Genomic DNA, 22,457 nt, shown 5'->3' with positions numbered 1-22,457 from the left:
AAATCTCAAAAAAATATATTGTATTATTGATAATATGAGAGTAAAATGCAATCTGTTGGTTTAAAATAAATAAATTCGAGGTGCAATCAATGCATATCAATCATAACAAAAAAGTCTCTCTCGGCATGTTACTCATTGCCCTGGGTATTGTATATGGTGATATTGGAACATCGCCATTATATGTAATGAAAGCAATCGTATCTGTTGGCGGCGGTCTGAAAGATATGACAAGAGATTACGTATTAGGCTGCCTGTCTCTTGTGATATGGACGCTGACAATGTTAACGACTATTAAGTACGTAATGATTTGTATGCGTGCTGATAATCACGGTGAGGGTGGTATTTTTAGTTTATATACCCTTGTTAGAAAACAAAAGAGATGGTTGCTAGTGCCAGCGATGATTGGTGGGGCAGCATTGCTTGCTGATGGTATATTAACACCGGCTGTCACAGTCTCATCTGCTGTTGAAGGGCTACAGGAAATTCCATACTTTTATCATAGTTTTGCTTCAAATCAAAATAACATTATTATCATCGTTATCGTAATCATAACTTGTATCTTCTTTGCACAACGTTTTGGTACAGGGAGTATCGGTAAAATATTTGGTCCGGTCATGCTATTATGGTTTACGATGATGGGGGTATTTGGTACGGTTCAACTTGTACAGGATTTATCCGTTCTTGAAGCATTTAACCCGTTACTTGGCATTAAAATATTATTTAGTCCTGACAACAAAATGGGGCTTCTAATCCTTGGTACGGTTTTCTTATGTGCGACAGGTGCTGAGGCACTTTATTCAGATATGGGACATGTCGGTAAGAAGTCTATTTATTTCACCTGGCCGTTTGTTAAAGTTATGCTGATTCTCAGTTACTTAGGTCAAGGGGCATGGACGATTAAACATTTAGGTGACAATCAGCATATGGATGAAATTAACCCCTTCTTCCAGATCATGCCTGAGTCATTTATTTTGTACGGTGTTCTACTTGCAACATTTGCAGCAATTATTGCCTCTCAGGCATTAATAACAGGTGCTTATACGTTAGTTTCTGAAGCTATCCATTTAAAGTTTATGCCGAAACTGGATATTAAATATCCTTCAACGGTTAAAGGACAGATGTATATACCAACAGTGACTGGAGTCATCTGGTTATTATGTATCATAGTTGTGCTTTACTTTAAGACATCTGTAAATATGGAAGCGGCATATGGCTTAAGTATTACAGTCACGATGATGATGACAACCATTTTACTTGCCAATTATTTAAAGAAAAAGAAAGTTAATCAATTACTCGTTATTTTAGCGATAGGTTTCTTTTTACTTTTAGAATTTGCTTTCTTTATCTCAAGTCTAGCTAAGTTTACACACGGTGGTTATGTTGCAGTGCTTATCTCTTGTTTAATAATATTCGTGATGATTATCTGGTATGACGGTTATCTGATAAAGGATAAGCAATCACATGATGTCGCAATTGATGATTATCTAGGTCAACTGAAATCATTAAAATGTGATCGTAGTGTACCGAAATTTGCAACGAACCTGGTTTATTTAACAACGAATGAAGAAGATAAGATGATTGAAAAACAAGTTATAAAGTCCATACTTGATGGTCGTCCTAAACGTGCTGATGTCTATTGGTTTGTAAATGTGAAAGTAAGTGATGAACCATTCCAGGTAAATTATCGCATTGAAAACTTTAATACGGATCACATTTTTAAAGTACAGTTAATTCTTGGCTTCCGTATGCATCAGAATGTCAATTATTATGTAAAAAATATTGCCCGAACATTAGTTAAGACAAAGCAAATGAAAGAGCAATTCAGACCATATGGTACCAATAATCTTCGTGTCATCAGTGATTTTAAGTTTGTGGTATTACAGGATGAGGTACTATTAGATGGTGATTTATTATGGTACGAGCGTTTAATATTACAATGGAAGATAGCAATTAAACGTTTTACAGCATCGCCAGTCAAATGGTTTGAATTACCATCAAATGAAGTAATGTTTGAAACGATTCCGTTAACAACACCGATGACGAAAGCTATACCGATGAAGAGGATAGATTAAAGTGCATATGAATAACTTTTATAGTTGCTAAAAGTCAGTCAAGTGAAGAATCGCTCTAAGATTCTTTGCTTTGACTGACTTTTTATTATTCAATCTAAGCAACCTATAACTAAATATTTCGATAAATTATTAACGTCATTTTTTTAAAATAAAGTCTTGTTTATTATATGAATTTACTATAGAATACAATATGTGAAAAAAATCACAAGAGGAGTAGGAAGTATGGAAAATAATAATCAGGAAACAACAACATTTAATTTCCCTGAAACAGAAAAGTTCTTTTATGGAAGAAAATTAATGGATGGTATTCAGGATACTGTTCTGACGAAAGAGGGACTAGTCAAAGATTTCTTTATCCGCTATATTTTCAGAGCAATCATGGCGGGATTTATCATTGCGTTAATGACAGTATTCACATGGAAAGCCCGTATTGATTTTACCCCACTTATCGGTAAAGATCTTGCAGGTCTTGTCGGTGGAATAACGTTTAGTTTTGCATTAATATTTATTATCTTTACGTATTCTGAATTATTAACCAGCAATTTTATGTACTTTACAGTAGGGTTATTTTATAGATCAGTAACGCTTAAACGTGTCTTATTAATTTTATCTTTATGTTTTATAGGCAATATGATTGGTGGTTTATTATTGTTTAGTTTGATAAAATTAAGTACAGTAATTACACCGGAAATGATTGATCTGATGAACGCGACAGTTGCTAAAAAGACGCATTTATCTTCACTTGATATTTTTATCAGAGGTATTTTTGCGAATTTCTTTATTAATATTTCTATTATCGTGACAATGCATTTTAAAGAAGCATTTCCAAAGATGTTTGCGATGATTATCGGCGTTACGATATTCGCGTATATGGGATATGAACATGTTATTGCCAATGGTGTAGTATTTATTTGCTCTCTAATTTATCAGTATGACAGTGCTAATATTGTACCTATCCTTCGCAATCTGTTATTCAGTGGCTTAGGAAACTACGTCGGCGGTGGATTATTTATCGGTTTATTTTATGCGTATTTAAACGCACCTAAAAGAAAAACTCACTAGGGGTGAATGTTATTAAAGGACAGATTATTAAAGCATTAAGTGGATTTTATTATGTTAAAGATGACAAAAATGAAATATACCAATGTAGAGCACGTGGTAATTTCAGAAAAAAAGGGATTACGCCTTATGTTGGAGATTTTGTCACTTTTCAGATTGAAAATGAAACAGATGGCTATATTCTGGATATACTTGATAGAAAGAATGTTATGGTACGTCCACCAGTCGTTAATGTAGATCGAGTAATCGTTGTCATGAGTGCTAAAGAACCTGATTTTAGTTTAAATTTAGTAGATAAATTTATCACTATTATTGAGTCCTACGATATTGAACCGGTATTACTTGTAACAAAAAAAGACTTATTGACAGACGATGAAATTGCATATATTGAAAAGTGTTTAGCTTATTATGAAAGCATAGGATATAAAGTTTTATTTGTGTCAAATAAGGATTCTCATAATTTTACTTCGCTAATACAAGGTATCACAGTACTTGCAGGTCAATCTGGTGTTGGTAAATCATCCTTTATTAACGCTTTAATTCCTGATGCTAATTTAAATACGGGAATCATCAGTAATGCACTCAATCGTGGTAAACACACGACGCGACATGTGGAACTTATACCATTACAAGAAGGTTATATTGCAGATACACCAGGGTTCAGTTCTCTTGATCTTGATAATATCGACAGAAATACTTTAAAATACTGTTTTATTGAATTTGCTCAGCGTGCAGGCGAGTGTAAATTTAGAGAATGTCTGCACATTAATGAGCCGAAATGCGCGATAAAAGATGCTGTTGATGCAGGGGAGATACTTGAATCAAGATATCAACACTATCAGCAAATGCTTGAAGAAATTGAAAACAGAAAGGTGAGATACTAATGAAAGTTGCACCTAGTTTATTGTCCTGTAATTTTCTTGAATTAAAAAAAGAAATTCAGCAGTTAGAAGCAGCAGGAATTGATTATATTCATTTTGATGTGATGGATGGTCAGTTTGTACCCAATATTTCATTTGCGTTTCCTATTCTCAATCAAATTAGAGCGATAACGCAACTGACGATTGATACGCACCTCATGGTAAAAGATCCTGAACGTTTCATTGTTGAATTTGCAGAGGCAGGTAGTGATATTATAACGGTACATGTTGAATCAACACCGCATATCCACCGAGCAATTCAACTCATACAAAACGCGGGCAAAAAAGCAGGTATTACGCTGAATCCTGGTACACCAATTGAATCATTGATTCCACTATTAAATGATATAGATTTAGTACTTGTCATGACTGTTAATCCAGGTTTTGGGGGACAGCAATTTATAGAAAGCTGTCTGGAAAAAATAAAATTTTTAGCTGCCTATCGTACAAAACATCAATTGCACTATGAAATAGAAGTTGACGGTGGGGTTAATGAACTGACTGCAAAGCTATGTAAAGAAGCAGGAGCTGATGTTTTGGTTGCAGGCTCTTACTTTTTTAAGCATGAAGACTATGCATTACCTACGGCAACGTTAAGGGGCGAATGAGATGGATTTACATATACTATGCACTAAAATTGGAGTGTCTACTACTTTACTTGAAACATTTAAAGATTCTGACTGGATAGGGATTGACTACGGTGCTTTAATGCTAGTAGATGCTGGTATTAGGCCTATTGCAGCTTTTGGAGATTTTGATTCAGTATCCCTGGAAGAATGTGCGCGTATAGAGCAGGTAATCGACGTTGAGTTCCTGCCAGCAGAAAAAAATGAAACAGATCTTGAAATTGGCATTCAATACGCCAAAAATCTTGGTTACGATAAAGTCTATATTCACGGAGCAACAGGTGGCAGGTTAGATCATTTTTTGGGAAATTTGCAAACACTTATTCATCCAGACGTTTTATTATCTGAGTCAGAATTTATCATCATAGATGAATTGAATGAAATTCAAGTGCTACCGACAGGTACCCATATCATTGAAAAAAGTAATGATAAGAAATATGTATCATTTATTCCGGTTAATGACGGGGTCGTTCTGTCAATCGATGGATTAAAATACGAAACTGAGCGATTAGAAGTAAAGATGGGGTATACACGTACAGTATCTAACGAATTTGTACATCACCGTGCAGAGATTACTGTAGAAAATGGCATGGTCTATATGATTCAAAGCGATGAAAAGTAGATTAAGTAATTTATAATTAAGCATAAAAAAAAGACCTTTCACACAAAGGTCTTTTTTTGTATCTATATATTCAATTAAACACGCGTCACTTTACCTGATTTTAATGCACGAGCTGAAACCCATACACGTTTAGGCTTACCATCAACTAAGATTCTAACTTTTTGTAAGTTAGCACCAAAGCGACGTTTGCTGTAGTTCATAGCGTGAGAACGGTTGTTACCTGAAACAGCTTTACGACCTGTAACATGACATACTTTAGCCATTGTTTTGCCTCCTTTAATAGAATATAGAGATACTTATCTTTTACATACCATAATAATTTAACATAATGCTGCAGTGATTGCAAGTTCTAATTAATGAATTAACAATTCAAAATAAACGATAAGTTGTAATTTCCATTATATTTACAAAACATTTGTAAAATTTTTTGTAAAATTTCATATAATATGCTTTCTATATATAATAAATTACATAGATTACTATAGATTTCTTGTAATTCTTATAAATAATTGATTATAATAATGTGACGAATGTAAATCGAGAAGGAGGATGCATCATGACTTTAGAAATTACAAATGAATTTGGTTCTATTGATATTTCAAGTGATGTCATTGCAACGATTGCTGGCGGTACTGCAGTTGAGTGTTATGGTATTATTGGTATGGCGAGTAAACATCAGGTAAGAGACGGTATTGCTGATATCGTTGGAAGAGATAACTATTCTAAAGGAGTTATCGTTACAAATAACGATGGTATTCTTGATGTTGATATGTATATCATTGTCGCATACGGTACAAAAATCTCAGAAATCGCAAATAATGTTCAGTCAGCAGTTAAATATACATTAGAAAAGACTTTAAATTTAAAAGTAAATTCAGTTAACATATACATCCAGGGTGTACGTGTCATTAAACTGGACGATGAAGAATAGGGAGGATAACTATAATGAAAACAATTGACGGCAAGCTATTTGCTGAAATGATTATTACAGGAGCAAATAACTTATCTCAAAATGCAGACTATGTGGACTCATTAAATGTCTTCCCAGTGCCGGACGGTGACACGGGAACAAATATGAACTTATCGATTACTTCAGGTGCAAAAGAAACTGAAGAGCATATTGAATCACATATTGGTAATGTTGGTATTGCATTCTCTAAAGGTCTACTTATGGGTGCACGTGGTAACTCAGGCGTTATTTTATCTCAATTATTCCGTGGCTTCTCTAAATATATCGAAGCTGAGGAAGAGATTGATGCTAAAAAGTTTGCTAAAGCTTTTAAAGCAGGGGTAAAAACTGCATATAAAGCAGTAATGAAACCAGTAGAAGGTACCATTCTTACCGTAGCAAGAGAAGCAAGTGAAGGTGCAATGAAAGTTGCAGAAGAGACAGATGACTGTATCGCAGTAATGGAAGAAGTTGTGCGCGCAGGTAATGCTTCTTTACAACGTACACCTGATTTATTACCGGTTTTAAAAGAAGTTGGTGTAGTTGATAGTGGTGGACGAGGCTTAATGTACGTATATGAAGGGTTTTTAAGTGTCATGAAAGGCGAAGCGATTGCTGCACCGGTTGCACGAAAAGTTGACGATGATTTTATCAATGATGATCATGATTTCGGAGACGTTGTTAAAACAGAAGATATCGTTCCTGGTTTCTGTACAGAATTTATGGTAAGATTCTTACCTGGTAAGAAACCGTTCAATGAAGATGATTTCAGAAATGATATGGCTGAATTTGGTGATTCACTGCTTGTTATTTCTGACGACGAAATTGTAAAGACCCATGTGCACTCAGAAACGCCAGGTGAAGCATTAACGTATGGCAGCCAATATGGTGAGATTATTAAGATTAAAATTGAAAACATGCGTGAGCAACATCGTGAAGTTTTACGTAAACGCGGTGCGCGAAAAGAACAAACTGCTAAAGTTGAAAAAGCAATTATCACAATTTCTATGGGTGAGGGTATTACTGAATTATTTAAGTCGATTGGTGCCACACACGTCATTAGTGGTGGTCAAACAATGAATCCATCAACAGAAGATATTGTTAAGATAATTGAGCAAAGTGGATGTAAGGAAGCGATTGTCCTACCTAATAATAAGAACATCATCATGGCTGCTGAACAAGCTGCTCAAGTCACTGATGTTCCCGTTAAAGTAGTACCATCTAAAACGATTCCTCAGGGATTAACTGCAATGCTTGCTTATAACCCTGAAGCATCTGTTGAAGATAACGCTGACAATATGACAGAAGCTTTGGCAACAGTTAAATCAGGATCAGTGACATATGCAGTTAGAGATACTTCAATTGATGGTGTAAATATTGAAAAAGGTGCCTTCATGGGTATCAATGAAGGTAAAATCACTGTTTCTGATAAGGATCAGCAAAAAGTTTGTATCGAACTATTAAAGTCTATGATTGATGAAGATTCAGAAATCGTAACTGTGATTCAAGGTAGTGATGCAACGGAAGAAGATGTTGCTGCGATTGAATCGTTCCTTGAAGAACACTATGAAGATGTAGAAGTTGAAATTCAAAATGGAAAGCAACCGATCTACAGCTTTATGTTCTCTGTAGAATAATATAATAAATTTGATTCCGGATGATGCTACGTCATGTTAAGTAGCATTGTCCGGATATTTATTTTTAGCGTATAATAGATATTACAAAAAGATATATTAAATAATCAGGAGGTGAACATACTGGAAACACAACAACTCATTAAACAACAATCGATTGAGTCGTTAAAAGGTGTTGGCCCAAAAACACTTGATCATTTACATGCCCTAAATATTTATGACATGGAAAGTTTACTGCTCTATTTGCCATATCGCTATAATGATGAGACAGTTATTAATATCCATGATGCAAATGATGGGGATAAGATAACTGTGGCGGGAGTTATATATTCACAAGCGACTGTCGCACACTTTGGCAGAAAAAAATCAAAGGTATCTTTTCATATTATGGTAGATAATGTGGCGGTACGCGTTGAATATTTTAATCAGTTATATATTAAGCCACAAGTCGTGGTAGGTGAACAAGTAAAAGTTACAGGGAAATGGATGCGAGATAAACAAATTATTCAAGGTTCAGGGTTTAAGAAATTGACTGATACAAACCAAAACGACGATTTAGTGCCTCAGTATAGCTTAAAAGGGCTCATTAAACGCGCATCTTTTCAGAAAATTATACATAATGCATTGTTGAATGCTGAATTACCACCCTTCTTACCTGCAGAGCTGCAAAAGAAATATAAATTGTGGGATTTTAAAGAGGCAGTGGCAGAGCTTCATTTCCCTGCAACTCACAATCGTCTGCTTCAGGCAAAGCGTACTTTTGCATTTTGTGAACTGTTGTTATTTCAATTAAAGATGCGAATGCTTCATTTGAAGGAACATCAATCTAAAGACAGTGATATTCCGTACGATATTAATTTGGTAAAAGCGTTTATTAGCACGCTTCCATTTGAACTTACAGATGCACAAAAAAATGTCGTAAACGAAATCTTTCGCGATTTAAGAGCACCGCTCAGAATGAATAGACTGCTGCAAGGAGATGTCGGCTCCGGTAAAACGGTCGTTGCTGCCATTGCGATGTATGCATTAAAGACTTGTGGTATGCAAAGTGCCTTAATGGTACCCACTGAAATTTTAGCAGAGCAACATGCTGAAAGTTTGAGTGAACTTTATGGTAGCTCTGTAAATATTGAACTCCTCACTTCTTCTGTAAAGGGTAAGAAAAGAGCGTATATTTTAGAGCAGCTCGCAGCTGGTGAAATCGATGTATTGGTAGGTACACATGCCTTAATCAGTGATCCGGTCATCTTTAAACAACTTGGGCTTGTGATAACAGATGAACAACATAGATTTGGTGTCAATCAAAGAAAGCTATTAAGAGAAAAAGGAGCCAATGCGAACGTCTTGTTTATGACTGCAACGCCTATTCCGAGAACGCTTGCTATATCGGTTTTTGGACAACTGGATGTTTCAACGATTAAGCAAATGCCGAAAGGTAGAAAACCGATTATAACAGAATGGGCAAAACATGAAGCAATCGATGCGGTATATAATAAAACGCGGGATGAAATTAACAAAGGTCGACAGGCCTATGTTATTTGTCCTTTAATCGAAGCATCTGAACATCTGGATGTTAAAAATGCAACTGAAATTTTTGAGACATATCAAAATAAATTTGGTCATGATCGCGTCGGATTATTGCATGGGAAGATGAAAGCTGAAGAAAAAGATGGAATCATGCATCAGTTTGCAAATCATGAACTTGATGTTCTTGTTTCAACAACTGTCGTTGAAGTAGGTGTAAACGTTCCAAATGCTACGATGATGATTATTTATGACGCGGATCGCTTTGGTTTATCGACGCTTCATCAGTTAAGAGGGCGTGTCGGTAGAAGTAGTCATCAGAGTTATTGTATACTTGTAGGTAATCCTGAATCAGAAACAGGCATTGAACGACTACAGGTCATGACGCAAACAACAGACGGTTTTGTTTTAAGTGAGAAAGACCTTGAAATGCGCGGTCCGGGAGATTTTTTTGGTATTAAACAAAGTGGGTTGCCTGATTTTAAAGTTGCTAATATTGTTGAGGATTATCGTATGCTTGAAGTTGCACGTGATGAAGCAAGTCAATTAATATTAAGTGGTAAGATTGATAGTGTAGAACTGACATTTTTAAAAGAGCGTCTTGCGCATGAAATAAATATGCAGGAAATAGATTAAGGAGAGAATGATGGGAAGAATATTACTTAGAATACTAGGTGTGTTATGTATTGTGGCAGCGATCGTTATGTTTTTCTGGCAAAATATACGTGAATATTATACGGATATTGTAAATGAAAAAATTATTACGGCTTATGAAAAGCATGAAGATAAACCTAAAGTAAATGAATTAGAGAAATGGATTACTAAAACTGAGCCGGATAAACTTAAACTCAAAGCAAATATGTTAGGTTATCTGAAAATACCAGCGGCTAAAATCAATGAGCCTTTACTAAAAGGACCCGCGACACAAAAGAATTTAAAAAATGGTGTATCTCTTGTTGAACAAGGTGAAAAGTTGTCAGAACAAAATGTTGCGATTGCTGGCCACCGCGTAGAAGGGGCAGGCATTCGATTTAACTATCTGGACCGTGCCAAAGTCGGAGATAGTGTTATTCTTCAATCACGTGATGGTATTAAAAAATATCGCATCTATAAAATTTTTAATGTAAAACCAACGCAGGTCGGAGTGCTTGATGAGAAAAAGAATGCTTTACAGGAACTTACGTTAATTACATGTGATAATTATGATCCAAATCGTATGCTTTTCAGTGAACGAATGATTTTCAAAGCGAAATTATATGAAGAAAATGGCAAAAAGGTTAAAGAACCTAAGACTTCAAAAAAATCTAAAGCTGCATAATAAACAAGACTTATTTAATCGGGTGAAAGCCTGCAAATAAGTCTTTTTTATATATTTTATAAGTTGCGATGTGAAAGATAAATATGTTATATTTACTAGTACTAAGACCAACTACTAAAAAAGGATATGAGTTGATGAAAAAATTAAATAAAAAGGAACGCCAGGCAGAACTAGCAAAACGGCTCAATGAAGACCCCTTTTTGACAGATGAAGATTTAAGCCGTGACTTAAATGTGAGTATTCAAACGATACGACTGGATCGCCTTGAACAAAATATACCTGAACTACGAGAACGTATAAAAGATGTTGCTGTTAAACAACGTGATGAGGTACGAGCATTACCTTTAAATGAAATTATTGGAGAAGTGATTGATTTACAGCTGGATCATTCAGCGATTTCAATTCTTGATATAAAAGAAGAACATGTTTTTTATCGCAACAAGATAGCGAGAGGTCATTACTTATTCGCTCAGGCAAATTCTTTATGTGTAGCGATTATTAATGATGAACTGGCACTGACTGCAAAAAGTGAAGTAAATTTTAAGAAACCTGTTAGACTTGGTGACAGAGTCATTACTAAAGCGACAGTTTTAACGAAAAAAAATAAGCGTGCGACAATTAAAGTGGAAAGTACTGTGAAACAGTCAGTAGTTTTTAAAGGTTTATTTGAAATGTATTATACAAGTGAGGATGATACGAATGATTAAAATAGCAGTTGATTTAATGGGCGGAGACGATGCACCGGATATCGTAAATGAGGGAATTAAATTATTTTTAGATAAGTATGATGATGTGGAAATCTTAGGGTATGGTTTACCTGAATGTAATACGATTAAGTATGAGCACTTTAAATTTTTCCCGTGTACAGAACAAATAACGATGGATGATGAACCTGTGCGCTCAATTCGTCGTAAGAAAGATGCTTCAATGGTACGAGCTGCTGAAGCGGTTAAATTAAATGAAGCGGATGCATGTGTGTCTGCAGGCAATACTGGTGCATTAATGTCTGCTGGGTTATTTGTAGTTGGACGAATTAAAGGTATTGAGCGACCTGCTTTGGCCATGACGATGCCAACGATTGATAATAAAGGATTTATGTTGCTTGATATGGGTGCGAATGCAGAAGCAAAACCAGAACATTTATATCAATATGCTAAGATGGCAAATGTTTATGCAAAGGTTAACCGAAAAATTGCTCATCCAACCATTGGTTTAGCTAATATCGGTACTGAAGATAAAAAAGGTACCTCTTTAACTAAGGAAACCTTTGCTTTATTACAAGCAGATGATTCATTAAATTTTATCGGTAATGTTGAACCGAAGACATTGCTCAACAGTACTGCAGATATTGTCGTAACTGATGGATTTACCGGTAATATTATTCTTAAAACATTAGAAGGCACTGCTACGAATATTTTTAAGATGTTAAAAGAAGTATTAACAAGCAGTACTAAAAACAAATTAGCAACAGCAGTATTGAAGAACGATTTAGCACAATTAAAAGGCAAGATGGATTATTCTGAGTACGGTGGTGCTGTACTTTTTGGTGTCAATGGTATCGTGATTAAAGCGCATGGCTCAAGTGATAAGGTAGCATTTTTCAATGCGCTGCGACAAGCACGACTTGCTGCACAAGAAGATATCGTCAGTATTTTATCTAAAGAGGTGGCTGGTATTGAGTAAAGTATTGATGTTTCCTGGTCAAGGGTCACAGTATAAAGGGATGGCCCAAGATATTTATCAGGATCAGGCAGGTAAAGTTTTATTAGATGACCTTGCTGGTAGTTTAGATGATGATATTTTAGCTACGATGTTTAATGGAGAGAAGTTAGAAGAGACTAAAAATACACAACCAGCGATTGTGATGCATAGTATTGCTGCATTAAAGTTGAGTGCGATTAATGCCGATTATGTATTAGGTCACAGTTTGGGTGAATATGCTGCACTTGTCGCAGCAGAAGTGCTCTCACCGATTGATGCTGTCAAGGTTGTGCGTAAACGCGGAGAGCTAATGCAGTCAGCATTTCCACCTGGCATAGGATCTATGGCTGCAGTAATGGGTACGGATAGACAGGTTATTGAAGATGCATGTAAAAAGTTATCAAATGATGAACATAAATTAGATATCGCAAACCTTAACTGTCCAGGTCAAATTGTAATTGCCGGACATAAAAATTTAATCGATCAACTGATTGAAAATAAAGCATCATTTAATATAAAAAAAATTATTCCACTGAATGTCACAGGTCCATTTCATTCGAGTTTGATGAAAGTGATTGAAGATGATTTTAAACAATTTTTAGATACAATTACGTTTAATGACGCGATTGTACCGGTAATTCAAAACGTTTCGGCTCAACCTGTAACTGATAAAGATCAAATTAAACAAAATTTAGTGAGACAATTGTATTCACCAGTTGAATTTACGTCATCAATTGAGTTTTTATTAAATCAAGATGTAGATACTTTTATTGAAGTAGGACCAGGGAAAGTACTTTCAGGACTGGTTAAGAAGATAAACCGCGCTGTGAATATAATGCAAATAGATACGATTGAGCAAATAAAAGAGGTGAAAACATGGCAGTAGCGTTAGTAACAGGTAGTTCAAGAGGTATAGGTGAAGCCACAGCTATAAAACTGGCAGAAGATGGTTTTGACATCGTAGTAAATTATTCAGGATCTAAAGAAAGAGCTGAAGGTGTTGTAACCAAAATTGAATCACTCGGGCAAAAAGCGATTGCAATTCAGGCAAATGTGAGTGACCTGGAAGCTGTTCAAACGATGGTAAAAACAACCATTGAAACATTTGGTTCATTAGATGTAGTGATTAATAATGCAGGTATTACACGTGACAATTTGACGATGCGTATGAAACCTGAAGAATTTGATGAAGTGATTGCGACGAATCTAAAAGGTGTCTTTAATGTTGTACAGTCAGTCTCAAGACAAATGCTTAAGCAACGTTACGGGGTTATCATCAATATGAGTAGTGTCGTAGGTTCGTTAGGGAATGCAGGCCAGGCTAATTATGTTGCGAGCAAAGCAGGTGTAGAAGGTTTAACTAAAACATTTGCCCGTGAATTTGCGAGTCGTGGAATTCGTGTCAATGCCGTAGCACCGGGATTTATTGTCAGTGATATGACGGATCAATTAAGCGAAGAAATTGTGGACACGATGAAAAAACAAATTCCACTCGCCTCACTTGGTGAAGTTGAAGATATTGCTGAAGCCGTAAGTTTCCTTGCAAGCAATAAAGCGAAGTATATCACAGGTCAAACATTGCATGTAAATGGTGGCATGTTGATGAACTAAACGTTAAAATAAAAAAGGATATTTTAAGGAGGTGAAATACATGGAAAACTTCGACAAAGTAAAAGATATTATCGTTGACCGCTTAGGCGTTGATGCTGATAAAGTAACTGCTGATGCATCTTTTAAAGATGATTTAGGTGCGGATTCTTTAGATATTGCTGAATTAGTAATGGAATTAGAAGATCAATTTGGGATGGAAATTCCTGATGAAGATGCTGAAAAAATCAACACAGTTGGTGATGCAGTAAAATATATCGAATCATTAGAAAAATAATCCTATCCCTATATTCGGTAACGAATCATTGCTGAATATAGGGTTTTTCTGTATTTATATCGAGATATGACTTTTTTTTGACGGTTATATCACGTAAAATGAAAGAGTGTATTTATAAGGAGGTAAGCAATGAATAGAAGATTAGCGATTATCGAGAAGTTTCAAAAGAAAATTCAAAAGACATTTAATGACCTTGATATTAAACCAAATGATATCACAATTTATATACAGGCATTTTCACATTCAAGTTTTATTAATGATTTTAAATTGGACAAAGTCAATGATAATGAACGTTTGGAATTTTTAGGAGATGCGGTGTTAGAATTGATGGTTTCACAATATTTATATACAGAGCATGCTGATTTACCGGAAGGTAGATTAACTAAGCTACGTGCTGCAATTGTATGTGAGCCTTCACTTGTGACATTTGCCAAAAAGTTAGGTTTCGATCAATTGATACTACTTGGTAAAGGTGAAGAGAAAACAGGTGGAAGAACTCGCCCGTCTTTAATAGCTGACGTTTTTGAGGCATTTGTGGGTGCGTTATATCTAGATTTAGGTTATGACGTCACACTCCAATTTTTCAATCGTTTTATATTTCCGAATATTACTGAGGATTTAATGGTTGGCATTCTTGACCATAAAACGTTTTTACAGGAATACATTCATAAACACAAGAACGTTCAGGTGGAATATCAATTGATCAGCGAAGATGGGCCAGCTCATTTTAAAACATTTACTTCAATTGTATGTGTTGAAGGTGAAAAGCTAGGTAGCGGCATTGGCAGAACGAAGAAAGAATCAGAACAAAAAGCAGCACAGGAAGCTTTAGCACATCTGATGGCAGGGGAGTAGTATGGTTTATTTAAAGCAGGTTACAGCTTATGGATTTAAATCATTTGCTGATAAGACAACAGTTAATTTTGATGCAGGCGTGACAGCAATCGTTGGACCGAATGGTTCAGGAAAAAGTAATATAACAGATGCAATTAAATGGGTTTTAGGTGAACAATCTGCAAAAAGTTTACGTGGAGCTAAGATGGAAGACGTGATATTTTCTGGGGCCCAAGATCGTAAACCACAAAATTATGCAGAAGTAACATTAACGATGGATAATCGTAAACGTATGTTAAATATAGATGCAGATATCGTAGAAATCACACGCAAACTATACCGCAATGGTGACAGTGAGTATTTAATCAATAAACATAAAAGCCGTCTAAAAGATGTGACTGAGCTATTTTTAGATAGTGGACTTGGCCGAGATGCATTCAGTATGATTTCCCAAGGCAAGGTTGATCAAGTGCTAAATGCTAAGCCGGAAGATAGAAGACAGTTGATAGAAGAGGCAGCAGGTGTTCTAAAATATAAAAAAAGAAAAAAAGAAACTGAAATGAAACTCGAAGATACCAATCAAAATTTAGCTCGCGTGCATGATATTATCTATGATTTAAAAGATCGAGTTGAGCCACTTAAAATTGAAGCAAGTATCGCTGAAGAATATCTAGTATTATCTGAAGAAATGAAAGATGCAGATATTCAGGTAACACTCGCTGACATTCAGTCGACACAACAAGAATATACAGTTTGTGAATCAGAAATAAAAGAGTTTAGTGGTCTGATTCAGTTTAAACAGGAAAAAAGTGAACGTCTCAGTGAAAAACTTGCAACGAGTAAAACTGAAAGAGGCAAGGTTGATGAAGCAATACAATCACTCAATCAGCAAAGACTTTCTACAACTGAGGATATAGAACGTCAGATTGGTCAGATCAATGTTTTGAAGGAACGTTTATCTAATCAAAATGAGTCATCTGTAAAACGTGAGGAACGACTGACAAAATTAAATGAACAATTCGTAAAAGAAAAAAAACGTGTCGAGGAACTAAAAAACAGTATCAAAGCGTTAAGCGTTAAGAAAAATTCGCTAGAGGCACAATTAAAAATACAGCAACAGGAAATGGATGACTTAGATACAGATTTTGAAGTACTGATAGACGAAACACGTGATAAATATTATGACAAACTAAGTGAACAGACGACCCTTTCAAATGAAATAAAGATGATTGAAAAAGAAGTCAGTCAGTTTAATCAAAGAAAGTCGCGACAATTAGAAGAAAATAGAGATGTTCAACAGGCGTTTTCAGACGTACAACTAAGGATTCAACAAATTGAAAATACGATTAATGAAAAAGAATCAGAACTTAGTGATAGAAGAGATGAATATAAAGCGAAGTTAGCGAGTATAGATTCGATAAAAAAAAATTATAGTAACTTACGTGAAAAATATCATCAGGCAGTAAGATATATTGAAGAGCTCCAAAGAAAAAAAGAACGACTATCACTGATGCAAGAAGAGTTTCAAGGCTACTATCAAGGTGTAAGAATGCTACTTAAAAATCGAAAAGAATTAAATGGCATTCATTCAACAGTTCTTGATGTTATCGAAATTGAACAGCGATATAATGACAGTCTTGATAGTGCACTCGGTGCAAGTCTGCAGCATATTATTGTTGACGATGAACAGGCAGGACGAGCTGCGATACAATTTTTACGTGACAGAAAATACGGACGCGCTACTTTTCTTCCGCTATCTGTTATTAAACCGCGCGCTATTCAAGCGAATATCATAAGAGATATCAAACAAATGCCAGGCTTTATTAATACGTTAAACGCATTAATTAAAACTGAAGACAAATATCGTGCAGTGATTGATAACATTTCCGGGACTGTGATTGTTTGTGATACGTTAGTACATGCTAATGCAATTGCAAAAGCAGTCGGTTATAAATATCGTATTGTGACGTTAGATGGTGATATTGTAAACCCCGGCGGCTCAATGTCAGGGGGAAGTAAAAATAAACCGACACAAGCACTCACAGCACGTAATGAACTGCAGGTAATTAACGACCAGCTATCAACATATAATACTTCAACGGAACAATTAAAGGCACAGCTAGATCAAGTTGCAGATCAAATTACGACACAAGAAATGCAGGCTGATCAGTCGAGAATTGATGGTGAACGACTAAGAGATGAAGTCCATCAATTAAAATTATCTTTAGAAGAAACAGCAGTTAAAGAAAGACGATTAAAAGTTATGCATGACGAAGTTGAATCGCTCATGCAGGAAGCGCACTACATCGAAGAGAGAAAATCTTTAATCACCCATCATCAGGAATCAATTGCACAAATTGAACTTGAATTAAAGCAATTAAACGAAAAGATTCAGCATTATAATAATAATACTAATGATAGAAAATCGATTGAAAAATCGCTCTTAAGTGCAGTAAATGAGACAAAACATCAGTTAGCAGTTTTAACGACGAATATTACACATCAAAAAGACTTATTAAAAGAGCGAAGTGTACAGGTTAACGAATTACAAGCAGAAATTGATATTTTAATTGCGGATGCAACACAGATTGATGTCAAAGTAATCCAATCTGAAATCGATACAAAAGAGCAGTTATTACAGCAACATATAGCTGAAAAACAATCGATTGAGGCACAGATTTCAGCTAAAAATACAGAACTTACAAAACTTACAGATTCTATCGAAACCATCGACAAAGAATATAATGAATTACTTCGTCAGATGAGTGGGATAGAAAATGGTATCGGTGAATTAAAGGCAAAATATTCCCGTTTGAATGTCTTGCTTGAAAACTTAGTCAATCATTTATACGAACAATACCAAATGACTTATGAGTCTGCTAAAGATTATATTTGGGAGTCATTAGGAGTTTCGAATATATTTGAAACAGATCTTGAATATTTAAGAAAACGTGTGAGACTTACTAAAATATCAATTGAAGAGCTCGGAAATGTTAACCTTAATGCTATAGAACAATATCAAGTTGTTGGTGAACGCTACGAGTTTCTGACACAACAGGAAGCGGATTTACTGGATGCAAAAGCGAATCTCGAGTCAATCATTAAAGATATGGATGTGACTGTCTCTAAACGTTTTATGGAAACTTTTGAAACGGTTGCTCATGCATTTGAACGAATATTTAAAAAGCTCTTTGGTGGGGGGACTGGATTACTCCAATTGACGAGTGATGACATACTAACAGCCGGAATAGACATATTCGTTGAGCCTCCAGGCAAACGACGTCAAAACTTAAGTCTGTTATCCGGTGGGGAGCGAGCACTTACTGCAATTGTATTATTATTTGCAATTTTACAGGCAAGAAGTGCACCATTTGTTATACTGGATGAGGTGGAAGCTGCATTGGACGAAGCAAATGTTAGTCGATTTGCAGATTTCCTTAATACATTAACTGATGACACACAATTTATCGTTATCACACATAGAAAAGGCACAATGGAAAAAAGTGATCGTCTCTATGGTGTAACGATGCAAAATTCTGGTATCACACAACTTGTTAGTGTGAATTTAAAAGACTTAGATGATAAAAAATTGAAGGAGCTGACTAAATAATGAGTTTTTTTAAGAAACTTAAAGATAAATTCGTCGCAAAAGAAGAACCGAAAGTGTCCGATGAGCTTCAGCCATTGGATGAATCAACACAGGATAGTGATCCGCAAAGTCAAAGTCTAACGAAGACTTTTGAGCATAAACCAACTGATGTATTTGAACAACCTGCTAAGAAGGTCGCACCAAAGCAATCAACAGGTTGGGACTTTGATTTTGAAGACGATGATTTAATCTCAATTGAAGAATTTGAAGAATGGGAATCTCAACAACTAGGCGCAAAGTTCCGCGAAGGATTAGAAAAATCTCGTGAGAACTTCCAGAATAAATTAAATGATTTGCTTGCAATGTACCGTACTGTAGATGAGGATTTCTTTGAAGCTTTAGAAGAGATGCTTATTCAGGCCGACGTCGGATTTAATACTGTAATGGAACTTGTGGAATCTCTGCGTATGGAGGCGAAACGTCGTAATATTACTGAGACTGCAGATTTACGCGAAGTAATCGTTGAAAAAATTGTTGAAATATATGAGCAGGAAGATGAAAAGTTACAGGAGATGAACATTCAGGAAGGCGAACTGACTGTCATCCTGATGGTCGGTGTCAATGGTGTTGGTAAGACGACGACAATCGGAAAACTGGCACATCGCTATAAAGCGCAAGGCAAAAAAGTGATGCTTGCTGCGGGTGATACATTCCGTGCAGGTGCTATTGAACAACTGCAAGTTTGGGGTGACCGAGTAGGCGTTGAAGTCATTAAACAAAAAGAAGGTTCAGACCCGGCAGCAGTTATGTATGATGCAGTGAATGCTGCGAAGAATCGTGGTGCTGATATTTTAATTTGTGATACAGCTGGACGTCTTCAAAACAAAGCGAATTTAATGACAGAGCTTGAAAAAGTGAAGAAAGTATTATCAAAAGCAGTTCCTGGTGCACCACATGAAGTTTTACTGGCATTGGATGCGACTACAGGACAAAATGCACTTGTTCAGGCTAAAGCGTTTAAAGAAGTTACAAATGTATCTGGTATCGTATTGACTAAGTTAGATGGAACAGCGAAAGGTGGGATCGTTCTTGCTATTCGTAACGAACTCCACATTCCTGTTAAATTTGTTGGTCTGGGTGAGAAGTTAGATGACTTACAGCCGTTTGATGCTGAAAGTTATGTGTATGGATTATTTGCTGATATGATTGAACAATCGACGGAAGAAGAAAATGAAGCAGCTGAAGTGTTAAAGGATGCAATCGATGAGTAATGATCTTGTTAAAACGATGCGAATGAATTACCTGTTTGATTTTTATCAGGCATTATTAACAGATAAACAACGTAATTATCTGGAACGTTATTATCTTCTGGATGAATCATTGTCAGAGATTGCAGAAACGTTTCAAGTGTCACGTCAGGCAGTTTATGATAATATTAGACGTACTGACGATTTATTAGAAGAATATGAGTCAAAACTAGGTTTATATAAAAAATTTCAATTAAGACAATCCATTATTGAAGAGATGAATGAAGTTTTAAATTCAGAACAACCTTCTATGGGACAATTAATGAATTATATCGAACAATTACAGAAAATAGAATAAGGGGGTCATTGTATGGCTTTTGAAGGATTATCAGATCGACTCCAGGCGACAATGCAGAAAATTAAAGGTAAAGGTAAAGTAACAGAAGCAGATATTAAAGTAATGATGCGAGAAGTACGCTTAGCATTACTTGAAGCCGATGTTAACTTTAAAGTAGTAAAACAATTCGTTGCTACGGTTTCGGAAAGAGCATTAGGCTCAGATGTGATGAGTTCACTTACTCCTGGACAACAAGTGATTAAGATTGTTCAGGATGAATTAACATCTTTAATGGGTGGAGAAAATACTCAGATTAACATGAGTAAGAAACCACCAACTGTTGTTATGATGGTAGGTTTACAAGGGGCAGGTAAAACAACTACTGCTGGTAAACTCGCTTTACTTATGAGAAAGAAATTTAATAAGAAACCATTGCTTGTAGCATGTGATATTTACCGTCCAGCAGCGATTCAACAGCTTCAAACAGTTGGAAAGCAAATCGATATACCTGTATTTACGTTAGGTGACCAAGTCTCTCCTGCTGAAATCACGCAGCGTGCTCTTGAACACGCAAAAGAAGAACATCTTGATTTTGTGATTATTGATACGGCTGGTCGATTACACATTGATGAAAAGCTGATGCAGGAACTTGTTGATGTTAAAGAAGTCGCAAAACCTGATGAAATAATGTTAGTCGTTGACTCTATGACAGGGCAGGATGCAGTAAATGTTGCTGAAAGCTTTGATGGTCAATTAGATGTGACAGGTGTGACATTAACAAAATTAGATGGAGATACACGTGGGGGGGCTGCCCTTTCTATTAGAAGTGTGACTCAAAAACCAATCAAGTTTGTCGGTATGAGTGAAAAAATGGATGGGTTAGAACCTTTCCATCCAGAACGAATGGCATCACGAATTCTTGGTATGGGTGATGTGTTAAGTTTAATTGAAAAAGCACAATCTCAAGTTGATGAAACAAAAGCAAAAGAACTAGAACAGAAAATGAGAACATCATCATTTACGTTTGATGATTTCCTGGAACAATTAGAACAAGTTAAAGCATTAGGACCACTTGATGATTTACTTAAAATGATTCCTGGTGCAAACAAAATGAAACAAGTTAATCAACTTAATATGAATCCAAAGCAAATAGATCATATTCAGGCAATTATTAGAAGTATGACGAAAGAGGAAAGAGAAAATCCAGCGATTATTAATGTAAGTCGTAAAAAACGAATTGCAAAAGGATCGGGACGTAGTCTTTCTGAAGTAAATAAACTGATCAAGCAGTTTGAAGAAATGAAGAAAATGATGAAGCAATTTAGCGGAATGAAAAAAGGTAAAAAAGGTAAGAATCCATTTGCAGGTATGAATCTGCCGTTTTAATTAAGAGGCTGTCAAACAAGCGTTCAGGCTCAAAAAAACTGGAGAAAATATTTATTTAGTCAAAGAGGAATAAGGAATCAAGTAGCCTTATTCCTCTTTTTTTAAAAATAAAATTCTTTGTAAAGAAAAAACTCTTTACAAAGAATTCTTCCTCTGTTATTATTAATTCTTGTAGAAAAGAAATGAAATGGAGAGATTTAATTATGGCAGTAAAAATTCGTTTAACTCGTATGGGTTCAAAAAGAAACCCGTTCTATCGTATCGTAGTAGCAGATGCTCGTGCACCTCGTGACGGACGCATCATCGAAGCAATCGGAACTTATAATCCAGTTGCTAAACCAGCAGCAGAAATCAAAGTTAATGAAGAATTAGCTTTAAAATGGTTAGCTGATGGCGCTAAACCAACTGATACAGTACGTAACATTTTATCACAACAAGGTATCATGGAGAAATTCCATAACCAAAAAATCGCGAAGTAATTCCGATGGAAAAATTATTACAAACGATTATTGAACCACTCGTCGATCATCCGGATGATATTAATATCAGAAAAGAAGAACATGCCTCTAGTATTACTTATCATCTTGTACTTCATCCAGATGATGTAGGCAAGGTAATTGGTAAGCATGGTCGTATCGCTAAGGCGATTCGAACTATTGTTACAGGAGCTAATAACGAGAAAGTCAAAAAAGTGTTTGTAGAAATTGATTAAGAGTGCCATTTTTGGTACTCTTTTTTTATGAGTGGGAGGTTA

22 protein-coding genes are annotated in these 22,457 nt (G+C 35.6%); 21 read left to right on the top strand and 1 reads right to left on the bottom strand.

What is annotated here, in order from left to right; all coding sequences use genetic code 11:
• Positions 1-89: 89 nt before the first annotated feature.
• The 5 genes from ACMGE6_RS11850 to ACMGE6_RS11830 all read left to right on the top strand — a co-directional run bounded on the left by ACMGE6_RS11850 (position 90) and on the right by ACMGE6_RS11830 (position 5,299).
• On the top strand, positions 90-2,072 hold the full coding sequence (locus ACMGE6_RS11850; RefSeq protein ID WP_414053923.1) for a KUP/HAK/KT family potassium transporter: 1,983 nt from the start codon (positions 90-92) through the stop codon (positions 2,070-2,072).
• A gap of 222 nt (positions 2,073-2,294) precedes the next feature.
• On the top strand, positions 2,295-3,134 hold the full coding sequence (locus ACMGE6_RS11845) for a formate/nitrite transporter family protein (RefSeq protein ID WP_414053922.1): 840 nt from the start codon (positions 2,295-2,297) through the stop codon (positions 3,132-3,134).
• Positions 3,135-3,136: 2 nt separating this feature from the next.
• Positions 3,137-4,015 (top strand): ribosome small subunit-dependent GTPase A, encoded by an 879-nt coding sequence (gene rsgA, locus ACMGE6_RS11840; RefSeq protein WP_414053921.1) that lies wholly within the window; start codon positions 3,137-3,139, stop codon positions 4,013-4,015.
• Entirely contained in the window at positions 4,015-4,659 is a 645-nt protein-coding gene (gene rpe / locus ACMGE6_RS11835; protein ID WP_414053920.1) for a ribulose-phosphate 3-epimerase, read from the top strand. Before rsgA ends, rpe begins: the two co-directional genes overlap by 1 nt.
• A gap of 1 nt (position 4,660) precedes the next feature.
• Positions 4,661-5,299 (top strand): thiamine diphosphokinase, encoded by a 639-nt coding sequence (locus tag ACMGE6_RS11830; protein ID WP_414053919.1) that lies wholly within the window; start codon positions 4,661-4,663, stop codon positions 5,297-5,299.
• 74 nt (positions 5,300-5,373) lie between these two features.
• Here ACMGE6_RS11830 and rpmB read toward each other — a convergent pair whose 3' ends face one another.
• Entirely contained in the window at positions 5,374-5,562 is a 189-nt protein-coding gene (gene rpmB / locus ACMGE6_RS11825; RefSeq protein ID WP_096076757.1) for a 50S ribosomal protein L28, read from the bottom strand.
• A gap of 293 nt (positions 5,563-5,855) precedes the next feature.
• On the opposite strand from rpmB, the gene ACMGE6_RS11820 reads away from it, so the two are divergent.
• The 16 genes from ACMGE6_RS11820 to ACMGE6_RS11745 all read left to right on the top strand — a co-directional run bounded on the left by ACMGE6_RS11820 (position 5,856) and on the right by ACMGE6_RS11745 (position 22,415).
• Positions 5,856-6,230, top strand: coding sequence for an Asp23/Gls24 family envelope stress response protein (locus tag ACMGE6_RS11820; RefSeq protein WP_414046630.1), 375 nt, complete (start codon positions 5,856-5,858; stop codon positions 6,228-6,230).
• Positions 6,231-6,241: 11 nt separating this feature from the next.
• Positions 6,242-7,885 carry a DAK2 domain-containing protein gene (locus ACMGE6_RS11815; RefSeq protein ID WP_414054863.1) on the top strand — a complete coding sequence of 548 codons (1,644 nt, stop codon included), beginning with the start codon at positions 6,242-6,244 and terminating at the stop codon, positions 7,883-7,885.
• Positions 7,886-8,005: 120 nt separating this feature from the next.
• A complete protein-coding gene (gene recG / locus ACMGE6_RS11810; protein ID WP_414054862.1) occupies positions 8,006-10,042 on the top strand; it encodes an ATP-dependent DNA helicase RecG in 2,037 nt (678 codons plus the stop codon).
• Between the two features lie 10 nt (positions 10,043-10,052).
• Entirely contained in the window at positions 10,053-10,724 is a 672-nt protein-coding gene (locus ACMGE6_RS11805; protein ID WP_414053918.1) for a class A sortase, read from the top strand.
• 83 nt (positions 10,725-10,807) lie between these two features.
• On the top strand, positions 10,808-11,431 hold the full coding sequence (gene fapR / locus ACMGE6_RS11800) for a transcription factor FapR (RefSeq protein ID WP_414046871.1): 624 nt from the start codon (positions 10,808-10,810) through the stop codon (positions 11,429-11,431).
• On the top strand, positions 11,424-12,407 hold the full coding sequence (gene plsX, locus ACMGE6_RS11795; protein WP_414053917.1) for a phosphate acyltransferase PlsX: 984 nt from the start codon (positions 11,424-11,426) through the stop codon (positions 12,405-12,407). Before fapR ends, plsX begins: the two co-directional genes overlap by 8 nt.
• Positions 12,400-13,311, top strand: coding sequence for an ACP S-malonyltransferase (gene fabD, locus ACMGE6_RS11790; RefSeq protein ID WP_414053916.1), 912 nt, complete (start codon positions 12,400-12,402; stop codon positions 13,309-13,311). Before plsX ends, fabD begins: the two co-directional genes overlap by 8 nt.
• Entirely contained in the window at positions 13,302-14,036 is a 735-nt protein-coding gene (gene fabG, locus ACMGE6_RS11785) for a 3-oxoacyl-[acyl-carrier-protein] reductase (protein WP_414053915.1), read from the top strand. Before fabD ends, fabG begins: the two co-directional genes overlap by 10 nt.
• 40 nt (positions 14,037-14,076) lie before the next feature.
• The gene (locus ACMGE6_RS11780) at positions 14,077-14,310 is read left to right on the top strand and encodes an acyl carrier protein (protein ID WP_414046624.1); all 234 of its coding nucleotides are present in this window, start codon (positions 14,077-14,079) and stop codon (positions 14,308-14,310) included.
• A 129-nt stretch (positions 14,311-14,439) separates the two neighbouring features.
• Entirely contained in the window at positions 14,440-15,165 is a 726-nt protein-coding gene (rnc, locus tag ACMGE6_RS11775) for a ribonuclease III (protein WP_414046623.1), read from the top strand.
• Between the two features lies 1 nt (position 15,166).
• Positions 15,167-18,754 (top strand): chromosome segregation protein SMC, encoded by a 3,588-nt coding sequence (smc, locus tag ACMGE6_RS11770; protein ID WP_414053914.1) that lies wholly within the window; start codon positions 15,167-15,169, stop codon positions 18,752-18,754.
• Complete coding sequence (gene ftsY / locus ACMGE6_RS11765) at positions 18,754-20,004, top strand: signal recognition particle-docking protein FtsY (protein WP_414046621.1); 1,251 nt, start codon at positions 18,754-18,756, stop codon at positions 20,002-20,004. Before smc ends, ftsY begins: the two co-directional genes overlap by 1 nt.
• The gene (locus ACMGE6_RS11760; RefSeq protein ID WP_414046620.1) at positions 19,997-20,338 is read left to right on the top strand and encodes a putative DNA-binding protein; all 342 of its coding nucleotides are present in this window, start codon (positions 19,997-19,999) and stop codon (positions 20,336-20,338) included. Before ftsY ends, ACMGE6_RS11760 begins: the two co-directional genes overlap by 8 nt.
• Before the next feature lie 12 nt (positions 20,339-20,350).
• Positions 20,351-21,703 carry a signal recognition particle protein gene (ffh, locus tag ACMGE6_RS11755; protein ID WP_414046619.1) on the top strand — a complete coding sequence of 451 codons (1,353 nt, stop codon included), beginning with the start codon at positions 20,351-20,353 and terminating at the stop codon, positions 21,701-21,703.
• A 203-nt stretch (positions 21,704-21,906) separates the two neighbouring features.
• A complete protein-coding gene (gene rpsP, locus ACMGE6_RS11750; RefSeq protein ID WP_233680993.1) occupies positions 21,907-22,182 on the top strand; it encodes a 30S ribosomal protein S16 in 276 nt (91 codons plus the stop codon).
• Positions 22,183-22,187: 5 nt separating this feature from the next.
• On the top strand, positions 22,188-22,415 hold the full coding sequence (locus ACMGE6_RS11745; RefSeq protein ID WP_414053913.1) for a KH domain-containing protein: 228 nt from the start codon (positions 22,188-22,190) through the stop codon (positions 22,413-22,415).
• Positions 22,416-22,457 lie beyond the last annotated feature (42 nt).

It is taken from the genome of Macrococcus equi, assembly GCF_047426745.1.
GTDB lineage: Bacteria > Bacillota > Bacilli > Staphylococcales > Staphylococcaceae > Macrococcoides > Macrococcoides equi.
Note: the sequence above shows the minus strand (reverse complement) of the source record. Positions and strands in the feature narration are given on the sequence as shown.

Coding starts and splice junctions, on each gene's coding strand:
- ACMGE6_RS11820 (WP_414046630.1), top strand. CDS start 5,856: ATGACTTTAGAAATTACAAATGAATTTGGTTCTATTGATATTTCAAGT.
- ACMGE6_RS11745 (WP_414053913.1), top strand. CDS start 22,188: ATGGAAAAATTATTACAAACGATTATTGAACCACTCGTCGATCATCCG.
- ACMGE6_RS11830 (WP_414053919.1), top strand. CDS start 4,661: ATGGATTTACATATACTATGCACTAAAATTGGAGTGTCTACTACTTTA.
- ACMGE6_RS11805 (WP_414053918.1), top strand. CDS start 10,053: ATGGGAAGAATATTACTTAGAATACTAGGTGTGTTATGTATTGTGGCA.
- rpmB (WP_096076757.1), bottom strand. CDS start 5,562: ATGGCTAAAGTATGTCATGTTACAGGTCGTAAAGCTGTTTCAGGTAAC.
- rpsP (WP_233680993.1), top strand. CDS start 21,907: ATGGCAGTAAAAATTCGTTTAACTCGTATGGGTTCAAAAAGAAACCCG.
- rnc (WP_414046623.1), top strand. CDS start 14,440: ATGAATAGAAGATTAGCGATTATCGAGAAGTTTCAAAAGAAAATTCAA.
- ACMGE6_RS11850 (WP_414053923.1), top strand. CDS start 90: ATGCATATCAATCATAACAAAAAAGTCTCTCTCGGCATGTTACTCATT.
- ACMGE6_RS11760 (WP_414046620.1), top strand. CDS start 19,997: ATGAGTAATGATCTTGTTAAAACGATGCGAATGAATTACCTGTTTGAT.
- ffh (WP_414046619.1), top strand. CDS start 20,351: ATGGCTTTTGAAGGATTATCAGATCGACTCCAGGCGACAATGCAGAAA.
- ACMGE6_RS11845 (WP_414053922.1), top strand. CDS start 2,295: ATGGAAAATAATAATCAGGAAACAACAACATTTAATTTCCCTGAAACA.
- rpe (WP_414053920.1), top strand. CDS start 4,015: ATGAAAGTTGCACCTAGTTTATTGTCCTGTAATTTTCTTGAATTAAAA.
- ftsY (WP_414046621.1), top strand. CDS start 18,754: ATGAGTTTTTTTAAGAAACTTAAAGATAAATTCGTCGCAAAAGAAGAA.
- smc (WP_414053914.1), top strand. CDS start 15,167: ATGGTTTATTTAAAGCAGGTTACAGCTTATGGATTTAAATCATTTGCT.
- fapR (WP_414046871.1), top strand. CDS start 10,808: ATGTTATATTTACTAGTACTAAGACCAACTACTAAAAAAGGATATGAG.
- ACMGE6_RS11780 (WP_414046624.1), top strand. CDS start 14,077: ATGGAAAACTTCGACAAAGTAAAAGATATTATCGTTGACCGCTTAGGC.
- fabG (WP_414053915.1), top strand. CDS start 13,302: ATGGCAGTAGCGTTAGTAACAGGTAGTTCAAGAGGTATAGGTGAAGCC.
- plsX (WP_414053917.1), top strand. CDS start 11,424: ATGATTAAAATAGCAGTTGATTTAATGGGCGGAGACGATGCACCGGAT.